This is a genomic window from Bradyrhizobium sp. SUTN9-2, assembly GCF_003122645.1.
Classification (GTDB): Bacteria; Pseudomonadota; Alphaproteobacteria; order Rhizobiales; family Xanthobacteraceae; genus Bradyrhizobium; species Bradyrhizobium yuanmingense.
On sequence record NZ_LAXE01000001.1, the window covers coordinates 5189717 to 5213236 of the forward strand.

Annotated in this window: 24 protein-coding genes; 10 read left to right on the plus strand and 14 right to left on the minus strand. The window is 63.6% G+C overall.

Annotated features, from left to right (window positions below):
- Positions 1-125: 125 nt before the first annotated feature.
- Together XF30_RS24155 and XF30_RS24160 are read right to left on the minus strand one after the other, a co-directional pair.
- On the minus strand, positions 126-488 hold the full coding sequence (locus tag XF30_RS24155; protein WP_057028929.1) for an ArsR/SmtB family transcription factor: 363 nt from the start codon (positions 486-488) through the stop codon (positions 126-128).
- Positions 488-1150: an SRPBCC family protein gene (locus tag XF30_RS24160; RefSeq protein WP_036000961.1), complete on the minus strand. Its 663-nt coding sequence runs from the start codon at positions 1148-1150 to the stop codon at positions 488-490. Before XF30_RS24160 ends, XF30_RS24155 begins: the two co-directional genes overlap by 1 nt.
- 172 nt (positions 1151-1322) lie before the next feature.
- Here XF30_RS24160 and XF30_RS24165 point away from each other — a divergent pair, with 172 nt between their 5' ends.
- A complete protein-coding gene (locus tag XF30_RS24165) occupies positions 1323-1673 on the plus strand; it encodes a EutQ-related cupin domain-containing protein (RefSeq protein ID WP_109144042.1) in 351 nt (116 codons plus the stop codon).
- 160 nt (positions 1674-1833) lie between these two features.
- Here XF30_RS24165 and XF30_RS24170 read toward each other — a convergent pair whose 3' ends face one another.
- The 5 genes from XF30_RS24170 to guaA form a co-directional block, all read right to left on the minus strand.
- The gene (locus XF30_RS24170) at positions 1834-3090 is read right to left on the minus strand and encodes a serine hydrolase domain-containing protein (protein ID WP_109144043.1); all 1257 of its coding nucleotides are present in this window, start codon (positions 3088-3090) and stop codon (positions 1834-1836) included.
- A gap of 306 nt (positions 3091-3396) precedes the next feature.
- The gene (cydB, locus tag XF30_RS24180; protein ID WP_036000973.1) at positions 3397-4407 is read right to left on the minus strand and encodes a cytochrome d ubiquinol oxidase subunit II; all 1011 of its coding nucleotides are present in this window, start codon (positions 4405-4407) and stop codon (positions 3397-3399) included.
- On the minus strand, positions 4404-5849 hold the full coding sequence (locus XF30_RS24185) for a cytochrome ubiquinol oxidase subunit I (RefSeq protein ID WP_057028924.1): 1446 nt from the start codon (positions 5847-5849) through the stop codon (positions 4404-4406). The genes cydB and XF30_RS24185 overlap by 4 nt, the downstream gene beginning before the upstream one ends.
- Before the next feature lie 298 nt (positions 5850-6147).
- Positions 6148-6585, minus strand: coding sequence for a DUF6841 family protein (locus XF30_RS24190; RefSeq protein ID WP_109144045.1), 438 nt, complete (start codon positions 6583-6585; stop codon positions 6148-6150).
- Between the two features lie 213 nt (positions 6586-6798).
- The gene (gene guaA, locus XF30_RS24195; protein ID WP_109144046.1) at positions 6799-8397 is read right to left on the minus strand and encodes a glutamine-hydrolyzing GMP synthase; all 1599 of its coding nucleotides are present in this window, start codon (positions 8395-8397) and stop codon (positions 6799-6801) included.
- Positions 8398-8657: 260 nt separating this feature from the next.
- On the opposite strand from guaA, the gene XF30_RS24200 reads away from it, so the two are divergent.
- Together XF30_RS24200 and XF30_RS24205 are read left to right on the plus strand one after the other, a co-directional pair.
- Positions 8658-8990 (plus strand): DHCW motif cupin fold protein, encoded by a 333-nt coding sequence (locus tag XF30_RS24200; RefSeq protein ID WP_036000985.1) that lies wholly within the window; start codon positions 8658-8660, stop codon positions 8988-8990.
- A 263-nt stretch (positions 8991-9253) separates the two neighbouring features.
- Positions 9254-9463, plus strand: coding sequence for a cold-shock protein (locus tag XF30_RS24205; protein WP_008141931.1), 210 nt, complete (start codon positions 9254-9256; stop codon positions 9461-9463).
- A 204-nt stretch (positions 9464-9667) separates the two neighbouring features.
- On the opposite strand, the gene XF30_RS24210 is transcribed toward XF30_RS24205, so the two are convergent.
- Positions 9668-10969, minus strand: a complete 1302-nt coding sequence (locus tag XF30_RS24210) for an RsmB/NOP family class I SAM-dependent RNA methyltransferase (protein ID WP_109144047.1) — start codon at positions 10967-10969, stop codon at positions 9668-9670.
- A 28-nt stretch (positions 10970-10997) separates the two neighbouring features.
- Entirely contained in the window at positions 10998-11420 is a 423-nt protein-coding gene (locus tag XF30_RS24215) for an MAPEG family protein (protein ID WP_036000992.1), read from the minus strand.
- Positions 11421-11573: 153 nt separating this feature from the next.
- Here XF30_RS24215 and XF30_RS24220 point away from each other — a divergent pair, with 153 nt between their 5' ends.
- The 3 genes from XF30_RS24220 to XF30_RS24230 all read left to right on the plus strand — a co-directional run bounded on the left by XF30_RS24220 (position 11574) and on the right by XF30_RS24230 (position 13833).
- A complete protein-coding gene (locus XF30_RS24220) occupies positions 11574-12188 on the plus strand; it encodes an acriflavin resistance protein (RefSeq protein ID WP_109144048.1) in 615 nt (204 codons plus the stop codon).
- A gap of 69 nt (positions 12189-12257) precedes the next feature.
- Positions 12258-13100 carry a metallophosphoesterase family protein gene (locus XF30_RS24225; RefSeq protein ID WP_109144049.1) on the plus strand — a complete coding sequence of 281 codons (843 nt, stop codon included), beginning with the start codon at positions 12258-12260 and terminating at the stop codon, positions 13098-13100.
- 280 nt (positions 13101-13380) lie between these two features.
- Positions 13381-13833 (plus strand): DUF992 domain-containing protein, encoded by a 453-nt coding sequence (locus tag XF30_RS24230; protein WP_081492880.1) that lies wholly within the window; start codon positions 13381-13383, stop codon positions 13831-13833.
- Between the two features lie 18 nt (positions 13834-13851).
- On the opposite strand, the gene XF30_RS24235 is transcribed toward XF30_RS24230, so the two are convergent.
- Positions 13852-14793: an alpha/beta fold hydrolase gene (locus XF30_RS24235; RefSeq protein WP_036022562.1), complete on the minus strand. Its 942-nt coding sequence runs from the start codon at positions 14791-14793 to the stop codon at positions 13852-13854.
- Positions 14794-15023: 230 nt separating this feature from the next.
- On the opposite strand from XF30_RS24235, the gene XF30_RS24240 reads away from it, so the two are divergent.
- Positions 15024-15620: a phasin family protein gene (locus XF30_RS24240; RefSeq protein WP_036001015.1), complete on the plus strand. Its 597-nt coding sequence runs from the start codon at positions 15024-15026 to the stop codon at positions 15618-15620.
- Between the two features lie 174 nt (positions 15621-15794).
- Here XF30_RS24240 and XF30_RS24245 read toward each other — a convergent pair whose 3' ends face one another.
- The 3 genes from XF30_RS24245 to XF30_RS24255 form a co-directional block, all read right to left on the minus strand.
- Entirely contained in the window at positions 15795-16088 is a 294-nt protein-coding gene (locus XF30_RS24245; protein WP_057028917.1) for a hypothetical protein, read from the minus strand.
- Between the two features lie 257 nt (positions 16089-16345).
- Entirely contained in the window at positions 16346-17368 is a 1023-nt protein-coding gene (gene curA / locus XF30_RS24250; protein ID WP_036001009.1) for an NADPH-dependent curcumin/dihydrocurcumin reductase, read from the minus strand.
- Between the two features lie 187 nt (positions 17369-17555).
- Entirely contained in the window at positions 17556-19121 is a 1566-nt protein-coding gene (locus XF30_RS24255) for a winged helix-turn-helix domain-containing protein (RefSeq protein ID WP_109145835.1), read from the minus strand.
- A gap of 195 nt (positions 19122-19316) precedes the next feature.
- Between XF30_RS24255 and XF30_RS24260 the strand changes: the two genes are divergently transcribed.
- Genes XF30_RS24260 through XF30_RS24270 form a run of 3 tightly spaced genes read left to right on the plus strand, consistent with a single transcriptional unit; the run spans position 19317 to position 21600 of the window.
- A complete protein-coding gene (locus XF30_RS24260; RefSeq protein ID WP_109144050.1) occupies positions 19317-20087 on the plus strand; it encodes an SDR family oxidoreductase in 771 nt (256 codons plus the stop codon).
- The gene (locus XF30_RS24265) at positions 20084-20905 is read left to right on the plus strand and encodes an alpha/beta fold hydrolase (protein ID WP_109144051.1); all 822 of its coding nucleotides are present in this window, start codon (positions 20084-20086) and stop codon (positions 20903-20905) included. Before XF30_RS24260 ends, XF30_RS24265 begins: the two co-directional genes overlap by 4 nt.
- 47 nt (positions 20906-20952) lie before the next feature.
- Complete coding sequence (locus tag XF30_RS24270) at positions 20953-21600, plus strand: HD domain-containing protein (RefSeq protein WP_109144052.1); 648 nt, start codon at positions 20953-20955, stop codon at positions 21598-21600.
- 129 nt (positions 21601-21729) lie between these two features.
- Here XF30_RS24270 and guaB read toward each other — a convergent pair whose 3' ends face one another.
- Positions 21730-23223, minus strand: coding sequence for an IMP dehydrogenase (gene guaB, locus XF30_RS24275; protein WP_109144053.1), 1494 nt, complete (start codon positions 23221-23223; stop codon positions 21730-21732).
- Positions 23224-23520: the final 297 nt, after the last annotated feature.

Genomic DNA, 23520 nt, shown 5'->3' on the forward strand with positions numbered 1-23520 from the left:
AATGAGAGAGATGGTGGATTACGCCGCCCGCTGCGCTTCGCGGCGGCCTGCTAATCCACCCTACGCTACTGCCTGTGTGGGACACCCCGGATTACGCTGCGCTCCATCCAGGCTACGGAGCCCGATTACGCCCTCTTCCCTGTCCGCTTGATGATCGGCGCCTTGCGACGCTCGCGCTTGCCGCGCGCGATCTCGGTGGCGAGCGCGTCCAGCTTCGGCTCCCAGAAAATCCTGAACTGGCCGACCCAGGCATCGACCGCTTGCAGCCCGGCGGCGTCGACCGAATAGAGGCGCCTTTGCGCTTCCGCCCGGACGCTCGCAAAGCCGCTCTCGCGCAGCACCTTGAGGTGCTGCGAGACGGCCGCCTGGGTGATGCCGAACTCGGCCCCGATGACTTCGACGACCTCGCCGGACGCCATCTCCTTGAGGCCGAGCAGCTCGAGGATGCGGCGGCGCACGGGATCGGCGAGAACCTCGAAGGCGTGCATCAGCTTCCGGTGCCGGGATGAACGATGTCGGGCGGCATCTCGCCGCGATAGAATGCGATGGTGCGGTCCGAGCGCTGCTTCGCCTCGTCAGGATCGACCCCGCTTGCGACATGCGCCGCACGCCAATATTCGCCGCTCGTCGTCATGAAGTCCTTGCCCTCGGGCGAGACCATCCACGCCTCCGCCGTTTCATGATCGACCGATGCCCCGGTCGCAAGATATCGCTCAAGTCCCGCAAGCGCGAGGTCCCAACCGATACCGACCGCACCCGGACCGAACTGATTCCAATGATCCTCGATGATCGCGGTGTGCTCAAGCGTCAGGCGCGCCTGGCTCCGCTCGGCTTTCAGGCTGACGTCGATCCAGCTCGTGGCGCCGCCGAATTCCCAGGTCGCGGCGAAATGGGTGGGCGGCGTGCAGGACGTGATGGTGCCGCCGGCATTGCCCTTGACCTGGTAGCGTCCGCCGAGCCGGAGGTCGCCCTCGACCGGCGCAAACCAGCGCGGGATCCGCTCCCTGCTGGTCACGGCGTCCCAGAGATCGTCGACGCTGGTGTCGTAGAGCCGCGTTAGCGTCACCGCGCTAGCCGGCTTGCCGTCTCTCTCCAAGCTCCTCACCGAGCGTGTCACAAGCCCCAAGACCCTGGCGACGTCGATCTGCATTTTCGGTTCTCCCTGTGGTTCGCCCGCCGGACAAATATCGATCGCGACTAATATAAGTCAATACTTATATTGCGCAACGTTCCGCTGCGTCAAACCGCCCGCGCGGCGGAACCAAACAACGGCCACGGCGTCTATCGGTGCCCTCCCCAGCCCCACAAGACGGAAAGACCTCATGAAAGTTCGCAAATTCGCCATCGCCGACGCCTCGCTCGAGCGCTCACCGGGACAGGATGGCGATATTTTCGTCGCCAACATGGTCGACCAGCGCCACGGCGGACCTATCACGATCGGCTTCGGCCGCTACGCGCCGAACCAAAATCTCAAGGAGACCATGAAGGTCGACGATGTCATGATCGTCCTCGAAGGGAAGCTGTCGGTCACGAGCGACGGCAGCACCGTGACCGCGGGGCCCGGCGAGATCGTCCATATGCCGAAGGGCGAGACGGTCACGATCCGCTCGCACGAGCAAGGCGCCGTCACCGCCTATGTCACCTATCCGCATTGGCAGGAGGCGCATGAGTGAGGCACGAGCTGCGACGCCCTACCCGCCGGGCATCAGCGCCTTCGCCGGCTCGTAGGGCGGATTAGCCGAAGGCGTAATCCGCCATTGCCGACACGGCGCGGCGAGAGATGGTGGATTACGCCGGCGGACTGCGCTTCGCGCAGCCGCAGGCCAATCCACCCTACGCACCGACCACTAGCGCTTTGGCTAGCGCCATGTAGGCCGGCAGCGTCACGGGATCGTTGGCGGCGTTGCCTGCCATGGGATGCGAGGCGTAGCGTGCGATCACCATTTCGGCTTTGGGATCGATGTAGATGCCCTGGCCGTAGACGCCGCGCGCCATGTAGGCGCCGTGCTCATTGTGCGTGATCCACCATTGATTGCGGTAGGAGGCGCCCGGCAGTGTGGTGTAGCCGGCCGGCTTGAATTTTTCGGGATCGCCGCCGCGCGCGATGTCCTCGACCACCTGCGACGGCACGATCTGGCGGCCGTTGAAGCGGCCGTGGTTGCGCATGGTCTCGCCAAAGCGAGCGAGATCGCGCAATGTCGTGGAGAGACCGCCGCCGCCGCTCTCGGTGCCTATGCGGTCGACGTGATAATGCGCGTCCTCCTCCGCACCCATCGGCTGCCAGATCCGCTCCGACAGCAGATCGGACAGCGTCATGTTGCTGGCGCGGCGGCAGATCCACGCGAGCACGTCGGTGTTGACGGTCTTGTAGGCAAAGGCCTTGCCGTGCTCGCCTTGCTTCTTCTGCGCGATGAGGAAATCGAAGATGGTGGTGGGGCCGTCATAGCCCGGAGGGATCGGCGCCATGCCGTTGGCGCGCCTGAGGCCCCACACGTCCGAGTTCTTGTCGGTGTAGACCTCGGTGTAGAGCAGCCCCGTGGTCATATCCATGACCTCGTGCACACGCGCATCGCCGAACGCGCTTGGCTTCAGCTCCGGAACATAGTCGACGACGGGCGCCTGCGGATCGACCTTGCCCTCAGCGACCAGAATCCCCGCGAGCACGCCGGTGAACGACTTCGTCACCGACATCGCGATATGCGGCTTGTGCGGCTTCAACGCGCCGAAATAGCGCTCATAGATCAGCTTGCCCCGGTGCAGCACCGCGATGCCGTCGGTGTAGGTCTCCTCCAGCATCTTCTCGAAGGTCATGGGACGCCCGTCCATCGTGGTCGAGGCAACCCGGCCGATGTCCTGCTCCGCCCGCGGCAACACCGACGCCGGCCCTGCCCCGCGCCAGACGTTCACGGTCGGCACGAGCTGGCGGATGTTGCTCCAGGCCCAGCGCAGCTCGGGGAAGCTGCGGAAGGAGCCGTCCTGGAAGGTAATGAGGCGGTCGGGGGATGGCGGGAAGCCGCGCATATAGCCGAGGGTTTCGGGGTCGGTTTCAGCGGCAGCAGGCTGCTGGCTGGCGGCAGTCGCGACGGACATTAAGCGGGCTCCTTGGAGACGATGCGGATGTCGTATCACGGGAGCAGAGGTCGGGCATCCGACGTTTGTGCCGGGTAGCTACGCAAGTCGAGATGACGTGGCCAAGCATGGCACGCGAACGGCTCGCAGCGCCGCACTATGCCGAAAGAGGAGTGGCAGCCTGCCGATCCTGCCCGCTCCGGATTCCTCATCCCGCCTTGAGCAACCACCGGATCGGCAATGCGACCACGAAGAGCGTGGTGACACCTGCAGCCCACAGCGTCACGAACCATAGCAGCTGCCTCCAAGTCCGCGATGCGCGCAGCATCAGTGATACCCCTCGCCGTGCCGCACCTTGCCGCGGAAGATCCAATAGACGTAGCCGGTATAGACAAGGATTACCGGTACCAGCACCGCCGCGCCGACGAGCAGGAACAACTGGCTGCTGGGATGCGTGGCTGCCTGCCAGATCGTAATCGAGGGCGGCACGATCATCGGCCACATGCTAATGCCCAGCCCGGCATAAGAAAGCAGGAAAAAGCCGAGCGCGCACAGGAACGGCATCCCATCCTCGCCCTTTGCGAGCGCGCGGTGAAAGCGCCATGCCAGCAGGGCCAAGAGAACTGGCACAGGCGCTGCGTAAAGCATGTTCGGCAGCGTCAGCCATCGCTCCCGGAACGCAGGGCTTTGGATGACCATCATCAGTGATATGAGGGCGATGAAGCCGAGTGTCGCAAATCCGAGAACGCGTGCGTAGTTGCGGCAGCGTGCCTGAAGCGCGCCGTCGGTCTTCCATATCAGCCAGCATGCGCCGAGCAGGCCGTAGCCGACGACAAGAGCAATACCGGTCAAAACCGAGAAAGGTGTCAGCCAGTCCCACCACCCGCCGGCGTAAGCACGCCCCTCCACGCGGATGCCCTGCACGATGGCACCAAGGCAAACGCCCTGGAGCAATGCGGCCGCAAAGCTGCCCCACGAGAAGGCGCGGTCCCACCATATTTCACCAGCCGACGTCCGCGCTCGAAACCGCATTTCGAAGGCTACTCCGCGGAACACCAGCGCCAGCAGCATCAGAATGAGCGGCATATAAAGCGCAGGAAAAATCGTCGCGTAGGCCAGTGGAAACACGGCGAACAATCCGCCGCCACCGAGGACGAGCCAGGTTTCGTTGCCGTCCCAGACCGGTGCCACCGAGTTGACCATGACATCGCGATCGGGCCTCGCCACCTCGGCCGGAAACAGGATGCCGACGCCGAGGTCGAAGCCGTCCATCACGACGTAGAGCAGCACGGCCGTGGCGATCAGCAGCGCCCAAATCAATGTGAGGTCGATGCTCATGGCCGGATCCCCGCTTGCCGCGGCTCTGCTCTGTGCGTGTCTGACCCTGCTATCAAGGCTGGCGCCGGCGTGATGCCGGCCGTGCGGACCGGCTGGCCTTGTGGCGGTCCGTGCTCGCCGGCTTCAGGGGTCTGGCGGAAGAGGTGAAACAGATAAGCAATCCCCGCGCCGAACACGACAAAGTACACGACAACGAATGCCGCCAGAGACGCGGCCACCGCCGGCGCTGCGATCGGCGCCACGCTATCGGCGGTCCTCAGCAGTCCATAAACCGTGAATGGCTGGCGTCCCGCCTCCGTCACCGTCCATCCGGCCGTCACAGCGATCAGCCCCGACGGCCCCATGGCCACGGCAAAGCGGTGCAGCCATGGCGTGTCGTACAGAGCGTCGCGCCAACGCAGAACGAGCGAGGCCATGCCGAGCACGATCATCAGAATCCCCAAGCCGACCATGATGCGGAACGCCCAGAAGACGAGCGGAATGTTGGTCGGCCAGGTGTCTTTCGGGAAAGCCTTGAGCCCCTTGACCTCTCCATCAAGGCTATGCGTGAGATAGAGGCTCGCAAAGCCAGGAATGGCAATTTGGCCGCGCGTCACCCCGGCTTCGGCGTCCGGCATTCCGAACAGGATGGAAGGCGCGCGGCGCTCGGTCTCGAAGTGACCCTCCATGGCGGCGACCTTGGTGGGCTGGTGGTGATACGAATTCACCCCATGCAGATCGCCGATCAGAAGCTGTAGCGGGGCCACGATCGCGGCCATCCACATCGCCATTGAGAACATGATGCGAGCGCGTTCGTTCATCCTGTTCCGCAGCAGGTGCCAGGCGCCCACGGCTCCCACGATCATCGCGGTGGTCAGGTAAGCCGCGGTGACCGTATGGGCGAACCGATAGGGGAACGACGGATTGAAGATGATCGCCGGCCAGCTCTCGGGGATGAATTGGCCGTCCGCTCCCATCGCGTGTCCAGCCGGCGTCTGCATCCAGGAATTTGCGGCTAGAATCCAGAAGGCCGAAAGCAAGGTGCCGCCCGCGACGAAACAGGTCGCGACGAAATGCAGGCGCGGGCCAACGCGTCCCAGGCCGAAGAGCATGACTCCAAGGAAGCCGGCCTCGAGAAAGAATGCCGTCAGCACCTCGTAGCCGAGGAGCGGCCCGAGCACCGGGGATGTCTTGTCGGCAAACACCGACCAGTTCGTGCCGAACTGGTATGACATGACCAAGCCCGACACCACGCCCATGGCGAAAGCGACGGCGAAAATCTTCAGCCAATAGCGGTAGGTATCGAGATAGGCGCCGCGGCCCGTCCACAGCCACAGCCCTTCGAGCACGGCAAGATAGCTCGCCAGCCCGATCGTGAAGGCCGGAAATAGGAAGTGCCAGACCACCGTGAAGGCAAACTGGAAGCGCGCGAGATCCAACGCGCTGGGTAATAAGTCGGACATAGCTCCGCCCCCGACATCAAGTGCGGCCCGCAGCTAACGCTTTCAACCTACGCTTGTTCCAGCTGCCTCGAACATCCGATGTCGAGGGTTTTAAGCATTCTCTGCGGGCGCTGTCCTTGAAGGCTATCCTCGGCACATTACCATCTCAATATGCCGGAATGTCCTACCCCGCGCACGGCCTGCAACGGACGAGTTGCGGTTGAGTTCGACGCGCAGAGGCCGTTCTGCCGGCTTCGAAGAGCCGGCGCCGAGCTTCTTTGATCAATGCAAGTTCTGGCGCGCTGCCGTTGGGCAAGCCTCACAAGAGGCCATTGTCCTTGAGCAGTTGAACTTCATCACCCGTAATCCAGCCGAAAACCTTCAGCAGCCCATCATTCTGCTCAAGCAGATAGGCATTGGTAAAAGGCACATCGATACGCCTGCCATCTTTCTCGAACTCGCTGCTCCAGCCCACGTGGACGAGGCAATGTGTTTCATCGATCGAATGCATCTCGATCTCGGAGACGGTGACCGCCTTGTTTCCGATCTGACGGTAGCGCTCGTATCCTTTTGAAATCCGCTCGACAAAAGCGTGATCGTTGTCCCCTGCCATGACACCCTTTGGTCCTGCAGCGATATATTGGGTGGAAAAAAGCGAACGAAAAAACTCCTCATCAAGAGTACCGTTCAAGCCATCTCTGAAGGCTTGGGCATATCGTTCAAAGAACTGTTCCACTTCGCTTGTCGAGATGGTCATCGCAACTCCTCCTTCGACTTCGAGAAAATGTTGCCAGATCCGCCGCAAGCTGACGGTGCGCTACCTATCGATCTTGGCAAAGATGGACCCTGTGCCAGCGACGCGAGTCTTGCCGGCGCTCGCAAGCACCAGCTTGAAAACGAAGAAGCCCGCATCTCTGCGGGCGTTCCAGGGTTTCACCTTTCTGGTTCCGGGCCGTGCCAACCAACCAGATCACTCCCACTCGATCGTCCCCGGCGGCTTGCTGGTCACATCATACACCACGCGGTTCACGCCCTTCACCTCGTTGATGATGCGCGTCGCGGTCTCCCCTAAGAACTTCATGTCGAACTGGTAGAAGTCCGCGGTCATTCCGTCGGTCGAGGTCACCGCGCGCAGGCCAACGACGTAATCGTAAGTGCGGCCGTCGCCCATGACGCCGACGGTCTTTACCGGGAGCAGCACCGCAAAAGCCTGCCAGATCTCGTCGTAGAGGCCGTGCTTCCTGATCTGGTCGATGTAGACAGCGTCCGCCTTGCGCAGGATGTCGAGCTTATCCCTGGTGATCTCGCCAGGGCAGCGGATGGCAAGGCCCGGACCCGGGAACGGGTGGCGGCCGACGAAGATTTCGGGGAGGCCGAGCTCGCGCCCGAGCTTGCGCACCTCGTCCTTGAACAGCTCGCGCAGGGGCTCGACGAGCTTCATGTTCATGCGCTCAGGAAGGCCGCCGACATTGTGGTGCGACTTGATGGTGACGGAAGGTCCGCCGGTGAAGGAGACGCTCTCGATCACATCAGGATAGAGCGTGCCTTGCGCCAGGAAGTCGGCGCCGCCGATCTTCTTGGCTTCAGCTTCGAACACCTCGATGAAGAGGCGGCCGATGGTCTTGCGCTTGGCTTCGGGGTCGGTGACGCCCTCGAGCTCGCCGAGGAATTGCTTGGAAGCGTCCACGTGCACGAGCGGGATGTTGTAATGGTGGCGGAAGAGGTCGACGACCTGCTCGGCCTCGTTGAGGCGCATCAAGCCGTGATCGACGAACACACACGTCAGCTGGTCGCCAATGGCCTCGTGGATCAGGACGGCCGCCACGGCCGAATCGACGCCGCCAGACAGGCCGCAGATCACCCTGCCCTTGCCGACCTGCTGGCGGATCTTTGCGATCTCCTCCTCGCGGAAGGCGCGCATGGTCCAGTCGCCGGTGAGGCCGGCGATCTTGCGCACGAAATTGCGGATGAGCTTGGCGCCGTCGGGCGTGTGCACCACCTCGGGGTGGAACATCAGGCCGTAATATTTGCGCTTCTCATCCTGGATGATTGCGAAGGGCGCGTTCGGCGAGGTGCCGGCGACGGAGAAGCCCGGCGGCATCCTGGTGATGCGGTCGCCATGGCTCATCCAGACCTGGTTCTTGCTGCCTGACGACCAGACGTCTGCGAACAGCTGGCTCTCGGCCTTCACCTCGACATCGGCGCGGCCGAATTCGCGGTGATGGCCGCCCTCGACCTCGCCCCCTAACTGGGCCGCCATGGTCATCTGGCCGTAGCAGATGCCCATCACCGGCACGCCGGAATCGAAGATGAGTTGGGGGGCGCGGGGTGAGCCGGCCTCGTGCACCGACTCGGGGCCGCCGGAGAGGATCACCGCTTTCGGCTTCATCTCCTCGAAGGCGGCTTCCGCCTTGTTGAACGGGACGATCTCGCAATAGACGCCGTCCTCGCGCACGCGACGCGCGATCAGCTGCGTCACCTGGCTGCCGAAGTCGACGATGAGAATCTTGTCGTGCGCCGAGGCCACCGAGGGCGTCGACGCGGAGCGGTCGTTCTGTGCTGCTGTCATGGCCAGCCAATACGCTGGCGGCGCGCGGGCCGCAACCGCGGTGGTGGAGCGCCCACATGCTTCTTTGGGCATGGACACGAGGCACTTAGGTAAGTAATATTTACCTAATTTGGTCAACGCAAACGTCGTCGCAACGCTAACGAGCGCTCCAAGAAAAAGCGGCCACATCGGGGCGACGATCAACGCCTCGCGCCCGCAATGACGGAGGCAACAGCGTGCGCTAACAAAAGCGGCGCCGGCTCCGAGACAGGATCGCCCCCATGAAACTCCCCACCTCCCCCTTCACCGTCACCGACTGGAGCAAGGTTGAGCCGACCACGCATCCCGGCGAGAGCGGCGAGGCCACATGGCGCACGCTCAACATCGGCGAACTCCGCGTGCGGATGGTGGAGTACTCGCCGGGCTATCTCGCGGATCACTGGTGCGACCGCGGCCACGTGCTCTACGTGCTGAAGGGCGAGCTCGATAGCGAGCTGCGCGACGGGCGCAAATTCAAGCTCACGGCGGGAATGAGCTACCAGGTATCGGACTTCGGCGACGCCGCGCACCGGTCCTCGACGACGACGGGGGCGACGCTCTTCATCGTCGACTGAAGCGCGCCGACGGTTAATTTGCACCGCGAAATAGCAAAGTGGCGGGACGTTTCGGGCCACGGGTGGTGCCTTGAAGTGGCCCCAAATTCTCGCTATATTGTGATCATCGATACTTGGCCGAACGACTGGGCCGCTTCGCTTCGTTGCTGACGGGCGCGCACGCTTCAGATGAATTCTCCAAACATCGACTCATCAGGGACTATGGGCGCAATGCTGCGTACCGGTCTGCGTGCGTACCTCTCTAACTAAACAAGGAAATTCCCATGGCTATGGGCACCGTGAAGTGGTTCAACACCCAAAAGGGTTATGGTTTCATCCAGCCGGATGACGGCCAGAAGGACGTGTTCGTTCACATCAGCGCCGTCGAGCGCGCTGGCCTCTCCTCCCTCAACGAGGGTCAGAAGGTCTCGTTCGACATCGTCGCCGACCGCCGCAGCGGCAAGTCGTCGGCTGACAATCTCCGCGTCGGCTAACGCCCTCGCACCGTTCTGACCGCGGACGTACCGGCAGAACGTTGGAACTCGAAAGCCCCGCGACCGGGATCGGTCTGCGGGGCTTTTGTTTTGATGTCATTCCGGGGCGCCCGCAGGGCGAACCCGGAATCCATGGACCCGCGGAGACCGCCGCACGATGGATTCCGGGCTCGCGCTACGCGCGCCCCGGAATGACAACGTCGATCAGCCGGTCTTTTTCAGCACCGACACGAAAAACCCATCCGTCCCGGTCCGGCGCGGCGTCATCAGCCAGCCCTCGGCTGACTGCAGCGCAGCCTCGCCAAAGGCTTCCGCCTTGTCCCAGAGCACGCTTGCAGTCTGCTCGGGCGGGACGACCGAGAACTCGCCATGCCGGCCGACGAACGCCCTCACCTGCTCGCCGTTCTCCTCCGCCAGCACCGAGCAGGTGATGTAAGCGATGCGGCCGCCTAGCTTGACCAGCGGAACCGCGCGCTCCAGCACCTCGGCCTGGTCGCGCAGGCGGATCTCCAGCGCGCCGGGGCGCATCCGCCATTTGGCATCGGGGTTGCGGCGCCAAGTGCCGGTTCCGGTGCAGGGCGCGTCGATCACGACGAGGTCGGCGGTGCTGCGGATGTCGGCAAGCGAATCGGCCTCGCCCTTGGGCGTGCGGATTTCGGCGTTGTGGACGCCGGCGCGCGACAGCCGCTCATGGATCGGCGCGAGCTGGCGCTTGTCGCGGTCGGTCGCGATCAGCCGGCCCTTGCCCTGCATCAGGGCGGCCAGCGCCAGCGTCTTGCCGCCGGCGCCGGCGCAGAGATCGATCACCTGCTCGCCGGGTTTTGCCGCTGTAAACTGGGCCGCAAGCTGCGATCCCTCATCCTGCACTTCAATCGCGCCCTTGATGAAATCCTCTTCCGCCTGGATGCCGGGGTTGCGCGCATCGGCCGAAAGCTCGATGCGCAGGCCGGTTGCGGACCAGGGCGTCGGTTTTGCATGAAGATGAGAAAGCGCCTTCAGCGCCTTGTCGCGGTTGGATTTTAGCGTGTTGACGCGCAGGTCCAGCGGCGCCCGGCTCGCCATCGCGGCCGCCTCCGCGGCGCGATCCTCGCCGAACACTTTTGCAAGGTGCGGGTCGAGCCATTCCGGGTAGTCGCCGGCGACGGCGGCAGGTGCGTCCTGGAGGGAGCGCGAGGCGAGCGCAGCCTGCTCGGCCTCGGTCAGCGGCGCCGGCGCAAAGCGGCTGCCGTCGAACAAGGCGCCCATGGTCGCCGTGTCCATTTTGCGCTCGAGGCGGAGCATGCCGATCAGCCGGGCCCGCGCGGTATCGGAATCCATCAGCCAGGCGCTCGAGGCGTAGCGGCGCAGCACATCCCAGACGAGGCCGGCGATGGCCGCGCGGTCGCCGGAACCGGCGAAGCGGTGCGCGGCGCCCCACTCCTTCAGCGCCTTCGCCGCGGGCACGCGGTCCCTCTCGATGGTGTCGATCAGTTCGATGGCTGCGGACAGCCGGGCAGCAGGGGTCATTCGCGTTCTTTCAAGTGGTGCGCAGCGCCTAGATCAGCAGCAAAAGCTTCAGCGCGAAGTAAATCCACATCGCGAGCAGCACCAGCACGCCGGCGAGCCAGACCGTGGAGCGGCGGCCGAGATCGTTGGAGGAAACGAACACGCCGGCATGGGCAAAGCGCGTCACCACGAACACCCAGGACATCAGCACGATGAAGAGATCGGCGCGGCGCAAGGGCAATGCCAGCGCAATCAGGACATAGAACAGCACCGGCAGCTCGAACTGGTTGCGGTAGCAATTGGCGATTTGTGTGGCGCCCTTCGGCCAGTTCGGCTCGCCGAGCGCAATGTCACGGATCTTGGTCTCGCCGGAGACCAAGGTCTTGCGGCGCGCCAGGACCATGCCGATCAGCAGCGCGAAGGTGAGAGCGACCTGCACGAAGACCGGCAGCAGGACCATTTGAACGGACATCGGAACTTTCCCGGGAGGCGAAATGCCGCCGACGTCATTAGCCGCGACTTTTGGCGCTGACAATGAACGACTTGAACCGGCATTCCCGCTTCCCCGACCAACCCCAGATTGTTGAAGCGATTTCGGCCCCTTGGGCCCCGAGGCGAGACAGCCATGAATTCCTTGTCCAGCTTGTTCAGCGAAGCCGCCGCGGGCCAGCTCGGCCTCCTGATGTCGGCACTGTCGGGGATCGCGGCAGCGCTCGCGGTCGCGTTGGCCATGACGGTCTACTTCCGCCTGAGCTATCGGACCTGGCGGGACGTCGCCCGGCATGGCCTGGCGACCTTGGCCGCGCTCGCGCTGTTCGCCTTTGCCGCCTACGACATGCGTCACGCGGCGCTCGCCTATCTCGGTCTCAACCCCTCCAAGCCTGCGGTCGAGTTCGAGATCCGCATGCCCTGGGAGATGCTGGCGGCGGTGGGCGACAGCCAGATCGAGCTGCACACCGACCGCAACCAGACATTGGCGCTGGTGGATGGCGTGCGCGACCTCTCGGACGGCCGGGCCGTGCTGCGCGGCGCAGTGGTGCTCAACCACCGCACGGCCGATCGCGTTCTGGTCGTGAACCTCTCAGGCAAGGGCGTCTTCGAGTTCCGCCTCCGCTTGCCGGCCGAGCCGCATCGCTCCGGCCAGTTCGGCCCCTGGCACCTCGCCGACCGCATCGCTTCCCCGCTCGCCGCTGCCGTCGCCCCGCAGGACGGCTACAGCATCCGCTATCGCGTGCTTTAAACTTTGTTCGTTGCGATCCATGCCCGGCCCGTCATCGTTCCGACGCGCGGCGACGGGTAGGATGATCGCATGTCCGAATTTCGTCTCACGCAGATTTCCGACACCCATCTCGGCCGGCGCTTTCCCGGCCTGATCGCCAACTTCGCGGCGATCAGCGAGCATATCGACGCCGGTAGGCCCGATCTCGTCGTCAACACCGGCGATGTCTCGTTCGACGGGCCGACCAGCCGCGACGACGTCGAATTCGCAAAGAGCCTGCACGACGCGCTGCCGGTCACCTGCCGCTATCTCCCCGGCAATCACGATATTGGGGACAATCCGACCGCGATCGGGCCGGCGCCGAAGCCGCCGGTCAGCGAGACGCACCGCCAGCAGTTCTGCGACATCATCGGCGAAGATCATTGGGTGTTTGACGCCGCGGGCTGGCGCTTCATCGGCCTCAATTCGCTGGTGATGAATTCGGGCCTCGCCTTCGAGGCCGAGCAGTTCGACTGGCTGTCTCAGGAAATCTCGCGCGTGAACGGCAGGCCGGTCGCGCTGTTCCTGCACAAGCCGCTGTTTCTCAACCTGCCCGACGATCCCGAGACGCCGGAGACGTCGATCCGCTACGTGCCGCAGCCGGCGCGGGCGCGGCTGATCGAGATGTTCGGCAAGGTCGACCTGCGTCTCATCGCCAGCGGGCACGTGCACCAGCGCCGCGACTTCACCTTCCGCCACACCCGCCACGTCTGGGCGCCGTCAGCGGGCTTCGTCATCAACGATCAGCGCCAGGACCGGATCGCGATCAAGGAAGTCGGCCTGGTCGAATACCGCTTCCAGGCCGACAGTCTCGAGGTCCGCCACATCAGGGCGGCCGGCCAGGTCGATGTCGATATCGAGGAGCTGCTGATCCAGATGGGCGGCGGGCACTGATAAAATCGGCTGCGTGCAGTAGGCGCGCTTGATGTCCGCCTGTCACTCAACACCTAGCGCAGAACCGGACACGCGTGCTCCACATCCCGACCCCGTAAGCGAGGCCTGTCTCGTGGTTCTGGAGCTTCGGCTTGCGACCAACAGGAACATCGCTGGCTCCGCGCGCATTGAAGGACGATCAGACTACGTCGATGGAGGCCCCATGACCAGGACAACGCTGAATGAAGCGAGGCTGACCAATTTGGCCACGGCTTGCGCGGCCTTGGCACTCGTCCTCACGATGGTTCCGGCAACGGCGCAGGAGGCTGGGCGCTCGAGAGTCGGCACACTCACGTGCAACATATCGCCCGGAGTCGGCATGATTGTTGCGGGACAACGGCAGCTGAGCTGCATCTATGCATCGGCACGAGGCAGGGCGCGCGAGGCTTACGAAGGCACCGTCAGCACGCTTGGTCTGGACATAGGAGCCACGTCCGGCGGTCAGCTCGTTTGGACCGTGTTTGCGCCAACGACAGTTCGCCGGGCAGCCTTGGCCGGAACTTATGCGGGCGCGACCGCCGGCGGCACTGTCGGCGCCGGAGTTGGTGCCAACCTCCTGGTGGGCGGCTCGGATCGTACGATCGCCTTGCAGCCGGTGTCCGTCCAGGCGCAGACAGGTGTGAACGTCGCAGCAGGCATATCAAGAATGGAATTGCGGCCGGTTGCAGCGCCTGCACGCGGCAAGGCCCAGTGACGGCCGTCGCTGCCGATCTCAGGAGTTCGTCATTGAGTTGACGACCTCCACGATGGCGGCGGGGTCTGCGTACGTGACCATATGCCCGGCATTTGGAACAAGGTGAAGATCGGACCGAGGCAGTGCTTGATGTAAATCCTGCGCTTGTCTGAATTCGATCACTTGGTCCTCTGTTCCGTGGAATATCTGCACTCGCTCGCCGATGGCTGGATAATAAGCTTGGAATTGTGTTGCAGTTGGAATGAGGAGTGCACTTTCCTCCGCAGCCGCCCTCAACTGTGTAGGTCTGAGCACCAAAGACGCTGGAAATTCATTCCTGAACGTCTGCGGGACAGAACGGGGCGCAAAGATCTTGCGAAGAGCTCCTGGCAGGACGGCCCACGAAACGATCGGCGCGACAGTGTAACTGACCAGGTCGCCCAGGACCGGTATGGCTGGACCTGACATCAGCCACACGTCCAATCGGCCGGTCGGGAAATAGTACCCTGACGCAAGCACAAGACCCTGGGTCGGATAATCCTTTCGCACGGCGAGAGCGATAGCGACCAAGGCGCCCCAAGAATGGCCGAGCACAACCGGATTGCGGATTCCAAGTTGATTGAGCGCCTTCGCCAACAGAGCGGCTTGAGCTGCCGCGGTCCATATTCGGAGCCGCGGCCGCTGACTATAGCCAAAGCCTGGGCGATCGAAGCACACCACGCGATTGGTGCGGGCAAGAAGATCGACCAGACCGCTGATCGTGAAGTCCTGGATCATGGATCCGTTGCCATGGAGCAGCACGACGCAAGGAGCGGCCGGATCCCCTCGATCGACATAGTGGAGCACTACGCCGTCGCATTCGAGGAACTTGCCGATTGGTGGATTCCTCCACTCGGCCAGTTTTGAGAAGCCGATGTTACCGACGACGAGAAGCGCCAATAACAAGGCAGCGATGAGCAACACGGTTTCAGCGGTGGTCATTACTGACCCTTGATGATCGAGGGTATGAACATGAGACCCGCGGCGCCAAGCAAGTGAACCAATCCATGGAGTAATTGGAAGTTGAAGCGCTCGTTCCTGCGCGCGATCGCGGAGGATTGATTAAAAATCACGTGCCCCGGAACGGTCCAGAAATGCCCACGTTGGCCGCTAAGGATCGCACCTGTGACGGAGAGGATCCGACGTCACCAACAATAACCAAGGAGCAACAGATGGCTAATCCACGCCAGGAGGAAAAGTCTACGCAAAGCCCTGAGGACACAATGCGCCGCGCCGCCGAAAGGACCGCTGAGCAAACCAGACGGATCGGCTTAGCTACCGCTGAGGCCAGCGAGGAGGTGGCCCAAGCCAGCAGTCACCTGCTGCAACAGAATGCCGAGATGTTGCAAAACAGTTGGCGCTTCGGCGTCGACATGGCCACTGTAATGTTGGGCCGGTCTGCTGATCAGCTTGGTCGCACGTTCGGTGTGACGGGCAATGAAACGGAGCAGGCAACAGAACGATCGGTCCGCAACGCTGAAGCAATCATGTACTCTACAACCGCGGTCGTCAAAGGAATGAACGGCGTCTCACGCGAGTACTTCGATTTCGTTCGACAGCAGATCGAGAGGACCATGGACCGTATGAATGAACTCTGGCGCTGCCGAACTCCGCAGGATTTGGCGGCTGTGCAGACCGATCTGATGCGCGATTCGATCAGAAGCGCCCTCGATACCAGCCGCCGGATGGCGGACATGTCTTTGAAGGTGGCTGACGATGCAGGAAACCATATTACTCAGAGTATCGAACGCATGCGGCACGCCGCCTAAAGCGCGACGCGATTAAGATGAATCGTCATCGCGCTTTGGGTTACTGTTTGAGCATGAGCTTTTCGGAAAACCGCCACCCACTTTTCCGAATCATGCTGTAGCGCACTGTCACAGCCATGGCGCACATGTGCGGCTGAACCTCAGCCGCTCTTGTGTTGCGGCCTCGCGAAAGACTCAAGCCACGCTTTTGAGATCCTGCTGGATCGCGGCGAGCAGCGATTGCAGCGCAGCGCTGTTCACCGGCTTGGCCTCGGTGCCGGCTGGCTGAGCAGCGGGGCGCTGCGCAGCTTTCACGGGACGCTTCGGGAATGGCGGAGGCGCAGGCATTGCGGCCGGGGCGAATTCGCCCTCGTCCTCGGCGTGAACGAACTTGCCATGGATGACGTCGTCGCGACGGCCCATGATGAACATGGTCGCCCAATAGCCGACGGCCAGGAGGATGACGCAGAAAATACCAATCTCTAACATCGCAGCACCTAAAATATGCGCGATGATTCAATGCCTTCGTCCGGCCGTCAATGAACAGGCGGTCACACCCGCGGCTTTTGCGGGCAGGTGTGACCATTTGGTGACTCTTTCTTAACTATCCCCACGCGGCGTGTGGCCGCGGGGCCACGTGAGTCCCATTCCCTGTCGCCTAAAGCGCGATCAATGCGCTCGCGCTTTAGGTTGTTGTTTGGGCATGATCTTTCCGGAAAACCGCTTCGCACTTTTCCGGATCATGCCTAGGCCTTGTCCGGCCCGACCCGGACCAACTGTTTGCCGAAATTGGCGCCCTTCAGCAGGCCCATGAAGGCGCCGGGGGCGCTTTCCAGGCCCTCGGTGACGAACTCCTTGTACTTGACCTTGCCGTCGCGAACCCAAGCGGACATGTCGCGCAGGAAGTCGCCGTGGCGGGCGGCAAAGTCTGAGACGATGAAGCCGCGGAAGGTCAGCCGCTTGGTCAGCGTGGCGCGCATCAGGCTGGCGGCCCATTTCGGCGGCTTGGCCTCGGTGTCGTTGTAATGGGCGATCAGGCCGCACACCGGCACGCGCGCAAACGGGTTGAGCAGCGGGAACACCGCCTCGAACACCGCACCGCCGACATTCTCGAAATAGACGTCGATGCCCTTTGGGCAGGCTTCCTTCAGCTTGGCGGCGAGATCGGGATCGCGGTGATCGATGCAGGCATCGAAACCGAGCTCCTTCACGACGTAGTCGCACTTGTCCTTGCCGCCGGCGATGCCGACCGCGCGTGCGCCCTTGATCTTCGCGATCTGCCCCACCGCCGAACCGACCGCGCCGGACGCACCGGCAACGACGACAGTCTCGCCCGGTTGCGGCTTGCCGATGTCGAGCAGGCCGGTATAGGCGGTCATGCCGGGCATGCCGAGCACGCCGATCGAGGTCGAGATCGGCCCGAGCTTGGGGTCCACCTTAATCAGGCCCTTGCCGTTCGAGATCGCATGAGTCTGCCAGCCCGAGCGGATGCGCACGATATCACCGACCGCGAAATCGGGATTGTTGGAGGCCGCGACCTCGCTGACCGCCTCGCCTTCCATCACGCCGCCGACCGGCACCGGAGCTGCGTAGGACGGCCCTTCGCTCATGCGCCCGCGCATATAGGGATCGAGCGACAGCCAGATCGTGCGCAGCAGGACTTCGCCCTGCCCTGGCGTCGGAACGGCGAATTCCTCCAGGCGAAAATCAGACGGCTTGGGTTCGCCGACGGGACGCGCGGCGAGAACGATGCGTTTGGCTTGGGCCATGGCTTCCTCCTTTTGTCTTTCGATACGGACGGAAGCGGAGGCAGCGAGGCGCGTCAACACAAAAGCGGTGAGCGGTTGGCCCCTCGGAGCCGAGGGCGCGTCAGCGTCGATTCAAGGCCTATCGCCGATCAAGCCTGTTCAGATCCGTTGTCGCCGTTTCCAGCATTTTGTGCCGAGACAGCGTCCTTCATTCGGGTAGCCCGGCCATCCGCATGCCCTCCGAGGCGAGCGCGAAATCCTGCGGGCGGCGGACGAGCAGCCAATCCTCCAAAACGCCAACCCGTAAAGTCGGATCCAGCCTGCGAACGTGGGCCATCGCTTCTCGGGCGTCGTCCATCCGCCCGGCCAGCGCATGGCTCGCCGCCATGAAGGCGGCCACCCGCAGGACGTTCGGCATCTGCCGCGACGCCCGCTGCAGTGACGCCACCGCCTCGTCGAAGCGGCGGCAATACAGATGTCCCATCGCGATCCCGGTCTGCATCTGAAATATCTCGGGGTCGAGCGGGCTGAGCCGCATGGCGCGACTGAAATAGTCGATCGCGCCGTCGTGTTCGCCCATCGAGATTCGTTGATACCCGCCGAGATACCAGATCGTCGACGAATTCGGATTGAGCACCAGCGCGCGGTCTACATGGGCGACGCAGGTGTCCAGATCGCCGCCGAAATGGGGCCATGCGTGGCCGCCACGGCACAATGCAACTGCGTCGTTCTTGTTCAGCGTCACCGCGCGCTGGCACAACCGCGCCGCCTCGGCGCCATCGGCGGCGCGGTCTGCGAGCCAGCGATTCATCTTGCGCCAGTAAAAGCACCACGCCGCCATGCCATAAGCCGCAGCAAAGTCCGGATCGCGATCGATCGCCCCGTAGAACAGTGGCAACGCCGCATCGATTCCGTCGCGGGTCGCGGTGTGGAATTGCGCCAGCCCGCGGAGATAATAGTCGTAGGCATCGAGGCTTTCGGTCGGTTTGCGCTTGGCGCGTTCGATTTCGGCGAGTTCGAGCTGCGGCGCAATCGCGCCGACGACGCTGGCGGTGATCTGGTCCTGCAGTTCGAAGATGTCGTCCATCGCGCTCTCGAACCGTTCAGCCCACAGATGAGCGCCGGTAGAGGCGTCGATCAATTGTCCGGTGATGCGCACGCGGCCAGCGGAGCGGCGCACGCTGCCTTCCAGGACGTAGCGCACGCCCAGTTCGCGGCCAATTTGCTTCACATCGACCGCGCGGCCCTTGTAGGTGAAGCTGGAATTGCGGGCGATCACGAACAGCCAGCGGATTCGCGACAGACCGAAGATGATGTCTTCGACGACGCCGTCGGCGAAGTAGTCCTGAGCGGGGTCCCCGCTCAGGTTCAGAAACGGCAGCACTGCGATCGAGGGCCGGTCGGGCAGGTCGAGCGCGGCAACCGGCTTCTCCGCCGACGGCACGATCGCGATGCGCTGATCGGCCGCTACGTGCACCTCGCCGACGAAGCGGAACCCCTTGCGCGGAACGGTTCGAATCAGCCGCTGTCCCTCTCCACTGTCTTCCAGCGCCCTGCGCACAGCGTTGATGTGGCTGGCCAGCGTCGATTCCGAGACGATCCGCCCGCCCCAGACCGTGTCGAACAGATCATTCTTGCTGACGACGTGGCCGCGGTTGCGCACCAGATACAGCAGCAGATCGAAAGCCTGCGGCGTGAGGCTGACCGCCTCGGAGTCCCGCCGCAACTCCCGCCGGTCCTCATCGAGGACATAGGCTTCGAAGGTGAACCGCACCACAAAGACCCTGATTGAAACCCGAGCGGCATCCCGCTCTCGGCGCACCCAGCCGATGCTGCTGCGCCCTGTTTGGACGAAACTGCAAGTAGATTTCAAGCAAAAACCAAGGGCGCTGCACGTCCATACCAAGGTCTTGGGCCGGATTCCGGCGCATCCTTGCCGCCTCTAGAGCGAACGAGACGCGAGGGCACAATGAAGATCGTGGTGATCGGCGGCAGCGGCCTGATCGGAAGCAATGTGGTGCGCAGGCTTCAGGCCAAAGGCCACGAGGTGGTCGCGGCCTCGCCCTCCTCCGGCGTCAACACATTGACCCGCGAGGGCCTCGCCGAGGCAGTCGACGGTGCACAAGTCGTAATCGACGTCGCGAACTCGCCGGCCTTCGACGACAAGACCGCGATGGATTTCTTCCGGACCTCGGGCCGCAACCTGCTGGCGGCCGAAACCGCCGCCGAGGTGAAGCATCATCTCGCGCTGTCGGTGGTGGGCACCGACCGACTGCAGACGAGCGGCTATTTCCGCGCAAAGCTTGTGCAAGAGGAGCTCATCCAAGCATCAAGCCTTCCATACACCATCCTGCGCGCGACCCAGTTCTTCGAATTCATCGACGCGATCATCGCAGGCGGCGCCGAGGGCGACGTGATCCGGCTGTCGCCTGCGCATCTCCAGCCCGTCGCTGCCGACGACGTCGCGGCCACACTGACCGAATTGGCGCTCGGTCCGCCCCGCAACCGCATAGTCGAGATCGCTGGTCCCGAAAGGCGCGGCCTCGATGACTTCGCGCAGCAGGTTCTGGCCGCCAGGGGCGACACGCGCCGAGTGATCCCCGATATCCACGCCGACTATTTCGGCCTGACCCTGAACGATCAGTCGCTGACGCCGGGCGACGAGCCGCAGCTCGGGCGGACCCGGCTCGCCGACTGGCTCCACAACTCTCTCCTCACCCCAAAGGACGCAAAACGATGAGCACGATCACCACTAGGGACGGCACCGAGATCTATTACAAGGACTGGGGCCAAGGCCCTGTCGTGACCTTCTCGCACGGCTGGCCGCTGAATGCAGACGCCTGGGACGGCCAGATGCTGTTCCTTGTCCAGCACGGCTTTCGCGTCGTCGCGCACGACCGGCGCGGGCATGGTCGCTCCAGCCAGGCCTCGGAGCACAACGACATGAACGGCTATGCCGACGATCTCGCCGCGGTGATCGAAGCGCTTGATTTACGGGACGCCACGCTGATCGGCCATTCCACCGGCGGTGGCGAGGTCGCGCGCTATATCGGCCGCCATGGTACCGGTCGCGTCGCCAAGGCGGTACTGATCGCGGCGGTGCCGCCGATCATGCTGAAGACCGAAGCCAACCCGGAGGGACTTCCGGTCGAGGTGTTCGATGCCATTCGTGCAGGCGTCGCCGGCGACCGGTCGCAATACTACAAGGATCTGGCGATTGCCTTCTACGGCGCAAACCGGCCGGGTGCAAAAGTCTCGCAGGGCACGCTCGACCAGTTCTGGCTGTGGAGCATGCAGGCAGGCGCCAAGAATGCCTATGAGAGCGTCAAAGCTTTCTCGGAAACTGATTTCACCGAGGACCTGAAGAAGTTCGACGTGCCGACCCTGGTCCTGCACGGCGAGGACGACCAGATCGTGCCGGTCAAGGACTCCGCGCGCAAATCGGCGAAGCTGATCAAGGGCGCCAAGGACGTCTACTACCCGGGGGCCCCGCACGGCCTGACCGCCACCCATCAGGATCAGATCAACGCCGAGCTGCTGAAATTCATCCGAAGCTAGCGATCTCGTTCACCTGAATTGCAGATCTCAACGAGAAAGACAGCAGCATGGACAAACCTGCCCACCGCACCCTCGCGGGCGTCGTCGTTCCCGACGCTCCCATAGTCGATGCCGCAATCGAACATGCGCGGCAGCACTGCGCGCCGTATCTGTTCAACCACGTCGTCCGCTCGTGGCTGTTCGCGGCAAGGCTCGGACAATTGCAGAACGTGGTGCACGATGAGGAGGTGCTCGCGGTCGGCACCCTGCTGCACGACATCACGCTGAATGAAAGCTTCGCCGGACCTCGCCGCTTCGAGGTCGAAGGCGCGGACCTGGCGCGGCACTTTGCCGCCGAGCGCGGCTTCGACCGGCGCCGCGCCCAGCTGATCTGGGACAGCGTCGCGCTGAACTCGACCCCGTCGATCGCTCTCTACAAAGAGAGCGAGGTTGCACTCGCCACGGCCGGCATCTGCTTCGACGTCATCGGGCTGCAATACGACATCATCCCCGCCGCCGAAGTGTCGCGGATCGTCGCCGAATTCCCGCGAATGCAGATCAAGCGGCAATTCCGCCGCTGCTTCTGCCATATTGCAAGCACCAGGCCGGAAACAAGCTACGACAATTTCATCCGGGATTTCGGCGAACGCTTTGTCGAAGGATACAGCGCGCCTTCGGTGGTTGATCTGGTGGATGCAGCGCCATTCGCCGAGTAGGATTGCATCTCAACCTTACCTGAGCGACCGCGACGACGAGCTTATCCGAAATCCGGTCGCGGGCCGCTCCGGTCGAACCAAGCACGGCAGTATCTTATCGCGCGCAAAACGCGCGCGCGACCGAAGCGCCTAACCCCCGCCCGGATAGTTCGGGCTCTCGCGCGTGATGGTGACGTCGTGGACGTGGCTTTCGCGCAAGCCCGCGCCGGTGATGCGGACGAACTGGGCCTTGTCGTGCAGCTCCTTCATGTCGCGCGCGCCGACATAGCCCATCGCGGCGCGCAAGCCGCCGGCGAGCTGATGCATGACGTTGCCGACCGGGCCCTTGTAGGGCACCTGGCCCTCGATGCCCTCAGGCACGAGCTTGAGCGTGTCCTTGATGTCCTGCTGGAAGTAGCGGTCGGCCGATCCCCGCGCCATCGCGCCGACCGAGCCCATGCCGCGATAGGCCTTGTAGGAACGGCCCTGCCACAAAAACACTTCGCCGGGCGTCTCGTCGGTGCCGGCGAGCAGCGAACCGACCATGGCGATGTCGGCGCCGGCCGCGAGCGCTTTCGCAAGGTCGCCGGAAAATTTGATGCCGCCATCGGCGATGACGGGGATGTCGGCCTTCTTCGCCGCTTCGACCGCATCCATGATCGCGGTGAGCTGGGGCACGCCGACGCCGGCGACGATGCGCGTGGTGCAGATCGAGCCCGGGCCGATGCCGACCTTGATGCAATCCGCGCCCGCATCGATCAGCGCCTGCGCGCCTTCCGTGGTGGCAACGTTGCCGGCGACCACCTGCACCGAATTGGACAGGCGCTTGATGCGGTTCACCGCCTGCAGCACGTGACGGGAATGGCCGTGCGCGGTGTCGACGACGACAAGGTCGACGCCGGCATCGATCAGCCGCTCGGTGCGCTCGAATCCGGTATCGCCGACCGTGGTGGCGGCAGCGACGCGAAGACGCCCCTGCCCGTCCTTGCAGGCGAGCGGATGAGCAACCGCCTTCTCCATGTCCTTCACGGTGATGAGCCCGACGCAGCGATATTGATCGTCGACCACCAGCAGCTTCTCGATGCGGTGCTGGTGCAGCATCCGCCGCGCCTCATCCTGGTTGACATTCTCACGGACCGTGACGAGCCCTTCACGGGTCATCAGCTCGGAGACTTTTTGCCGGCGGTCGGTGGCAAAGCGCACGTCGCGGTTGGTGAGGATGCCGACCAGCTTGCCGGGCGTGTTCTTGCCGGCGCCGGTGACGACGGGAATGCCGGATATGCCGTGATCGCTCATCAGCTTGAGCGCGTCGTCGAGCGTGGCGTCGGGGCTGATGGTGAGCGGGTTCACCACCATGCCGGACTCGTAGCGCTTGACCTGCCGCACCTGGGCGGCCTGCCCTTCGGGATCGAAATTGCGGTGGATGACGCCAAGGCCGCCGGCCTGCGCCATGGCGATCGCCATGCGGGCCTCGGTGACGGTGTCCATGGCCGAGGCCATGATCGGGATGTTGAGCGGAATGGCGCGGGTGACGCGGGAGCGAATGTCGACCTCGCCCGGCATGACGTCGGACAGGCCCGGCTTCAACAGCACGTCGTCGAACGTAAAGGCTTCGCGGATGCCCTGAAGTTGCACCGTGGCCATCTGCCAACTCCTTCCTGCGGCCCTGCCGCAAATGCTAATGGATGAGCGCCGCCCTCGGCGTCCCTTGCGGCAACGCCTTGAGAATCGGAGCCCATCGGTGGGGTTGACGCGGGTCGATAGCACGGCCGCGTGACGAATCAAAGCAATTCGGGCCGCTGGCCAGCCATGCACAGGGGTTTTTTGGCCGATTCAGCGGGGTTGGGCTCGGTACGCCGTCCCTCCTCCGGTCATTCCGGGGCGCGACGAAGTCGCGAGCCCGGAATCCATCGCGCAGCGGATGCTGCAGTCCGATGGATT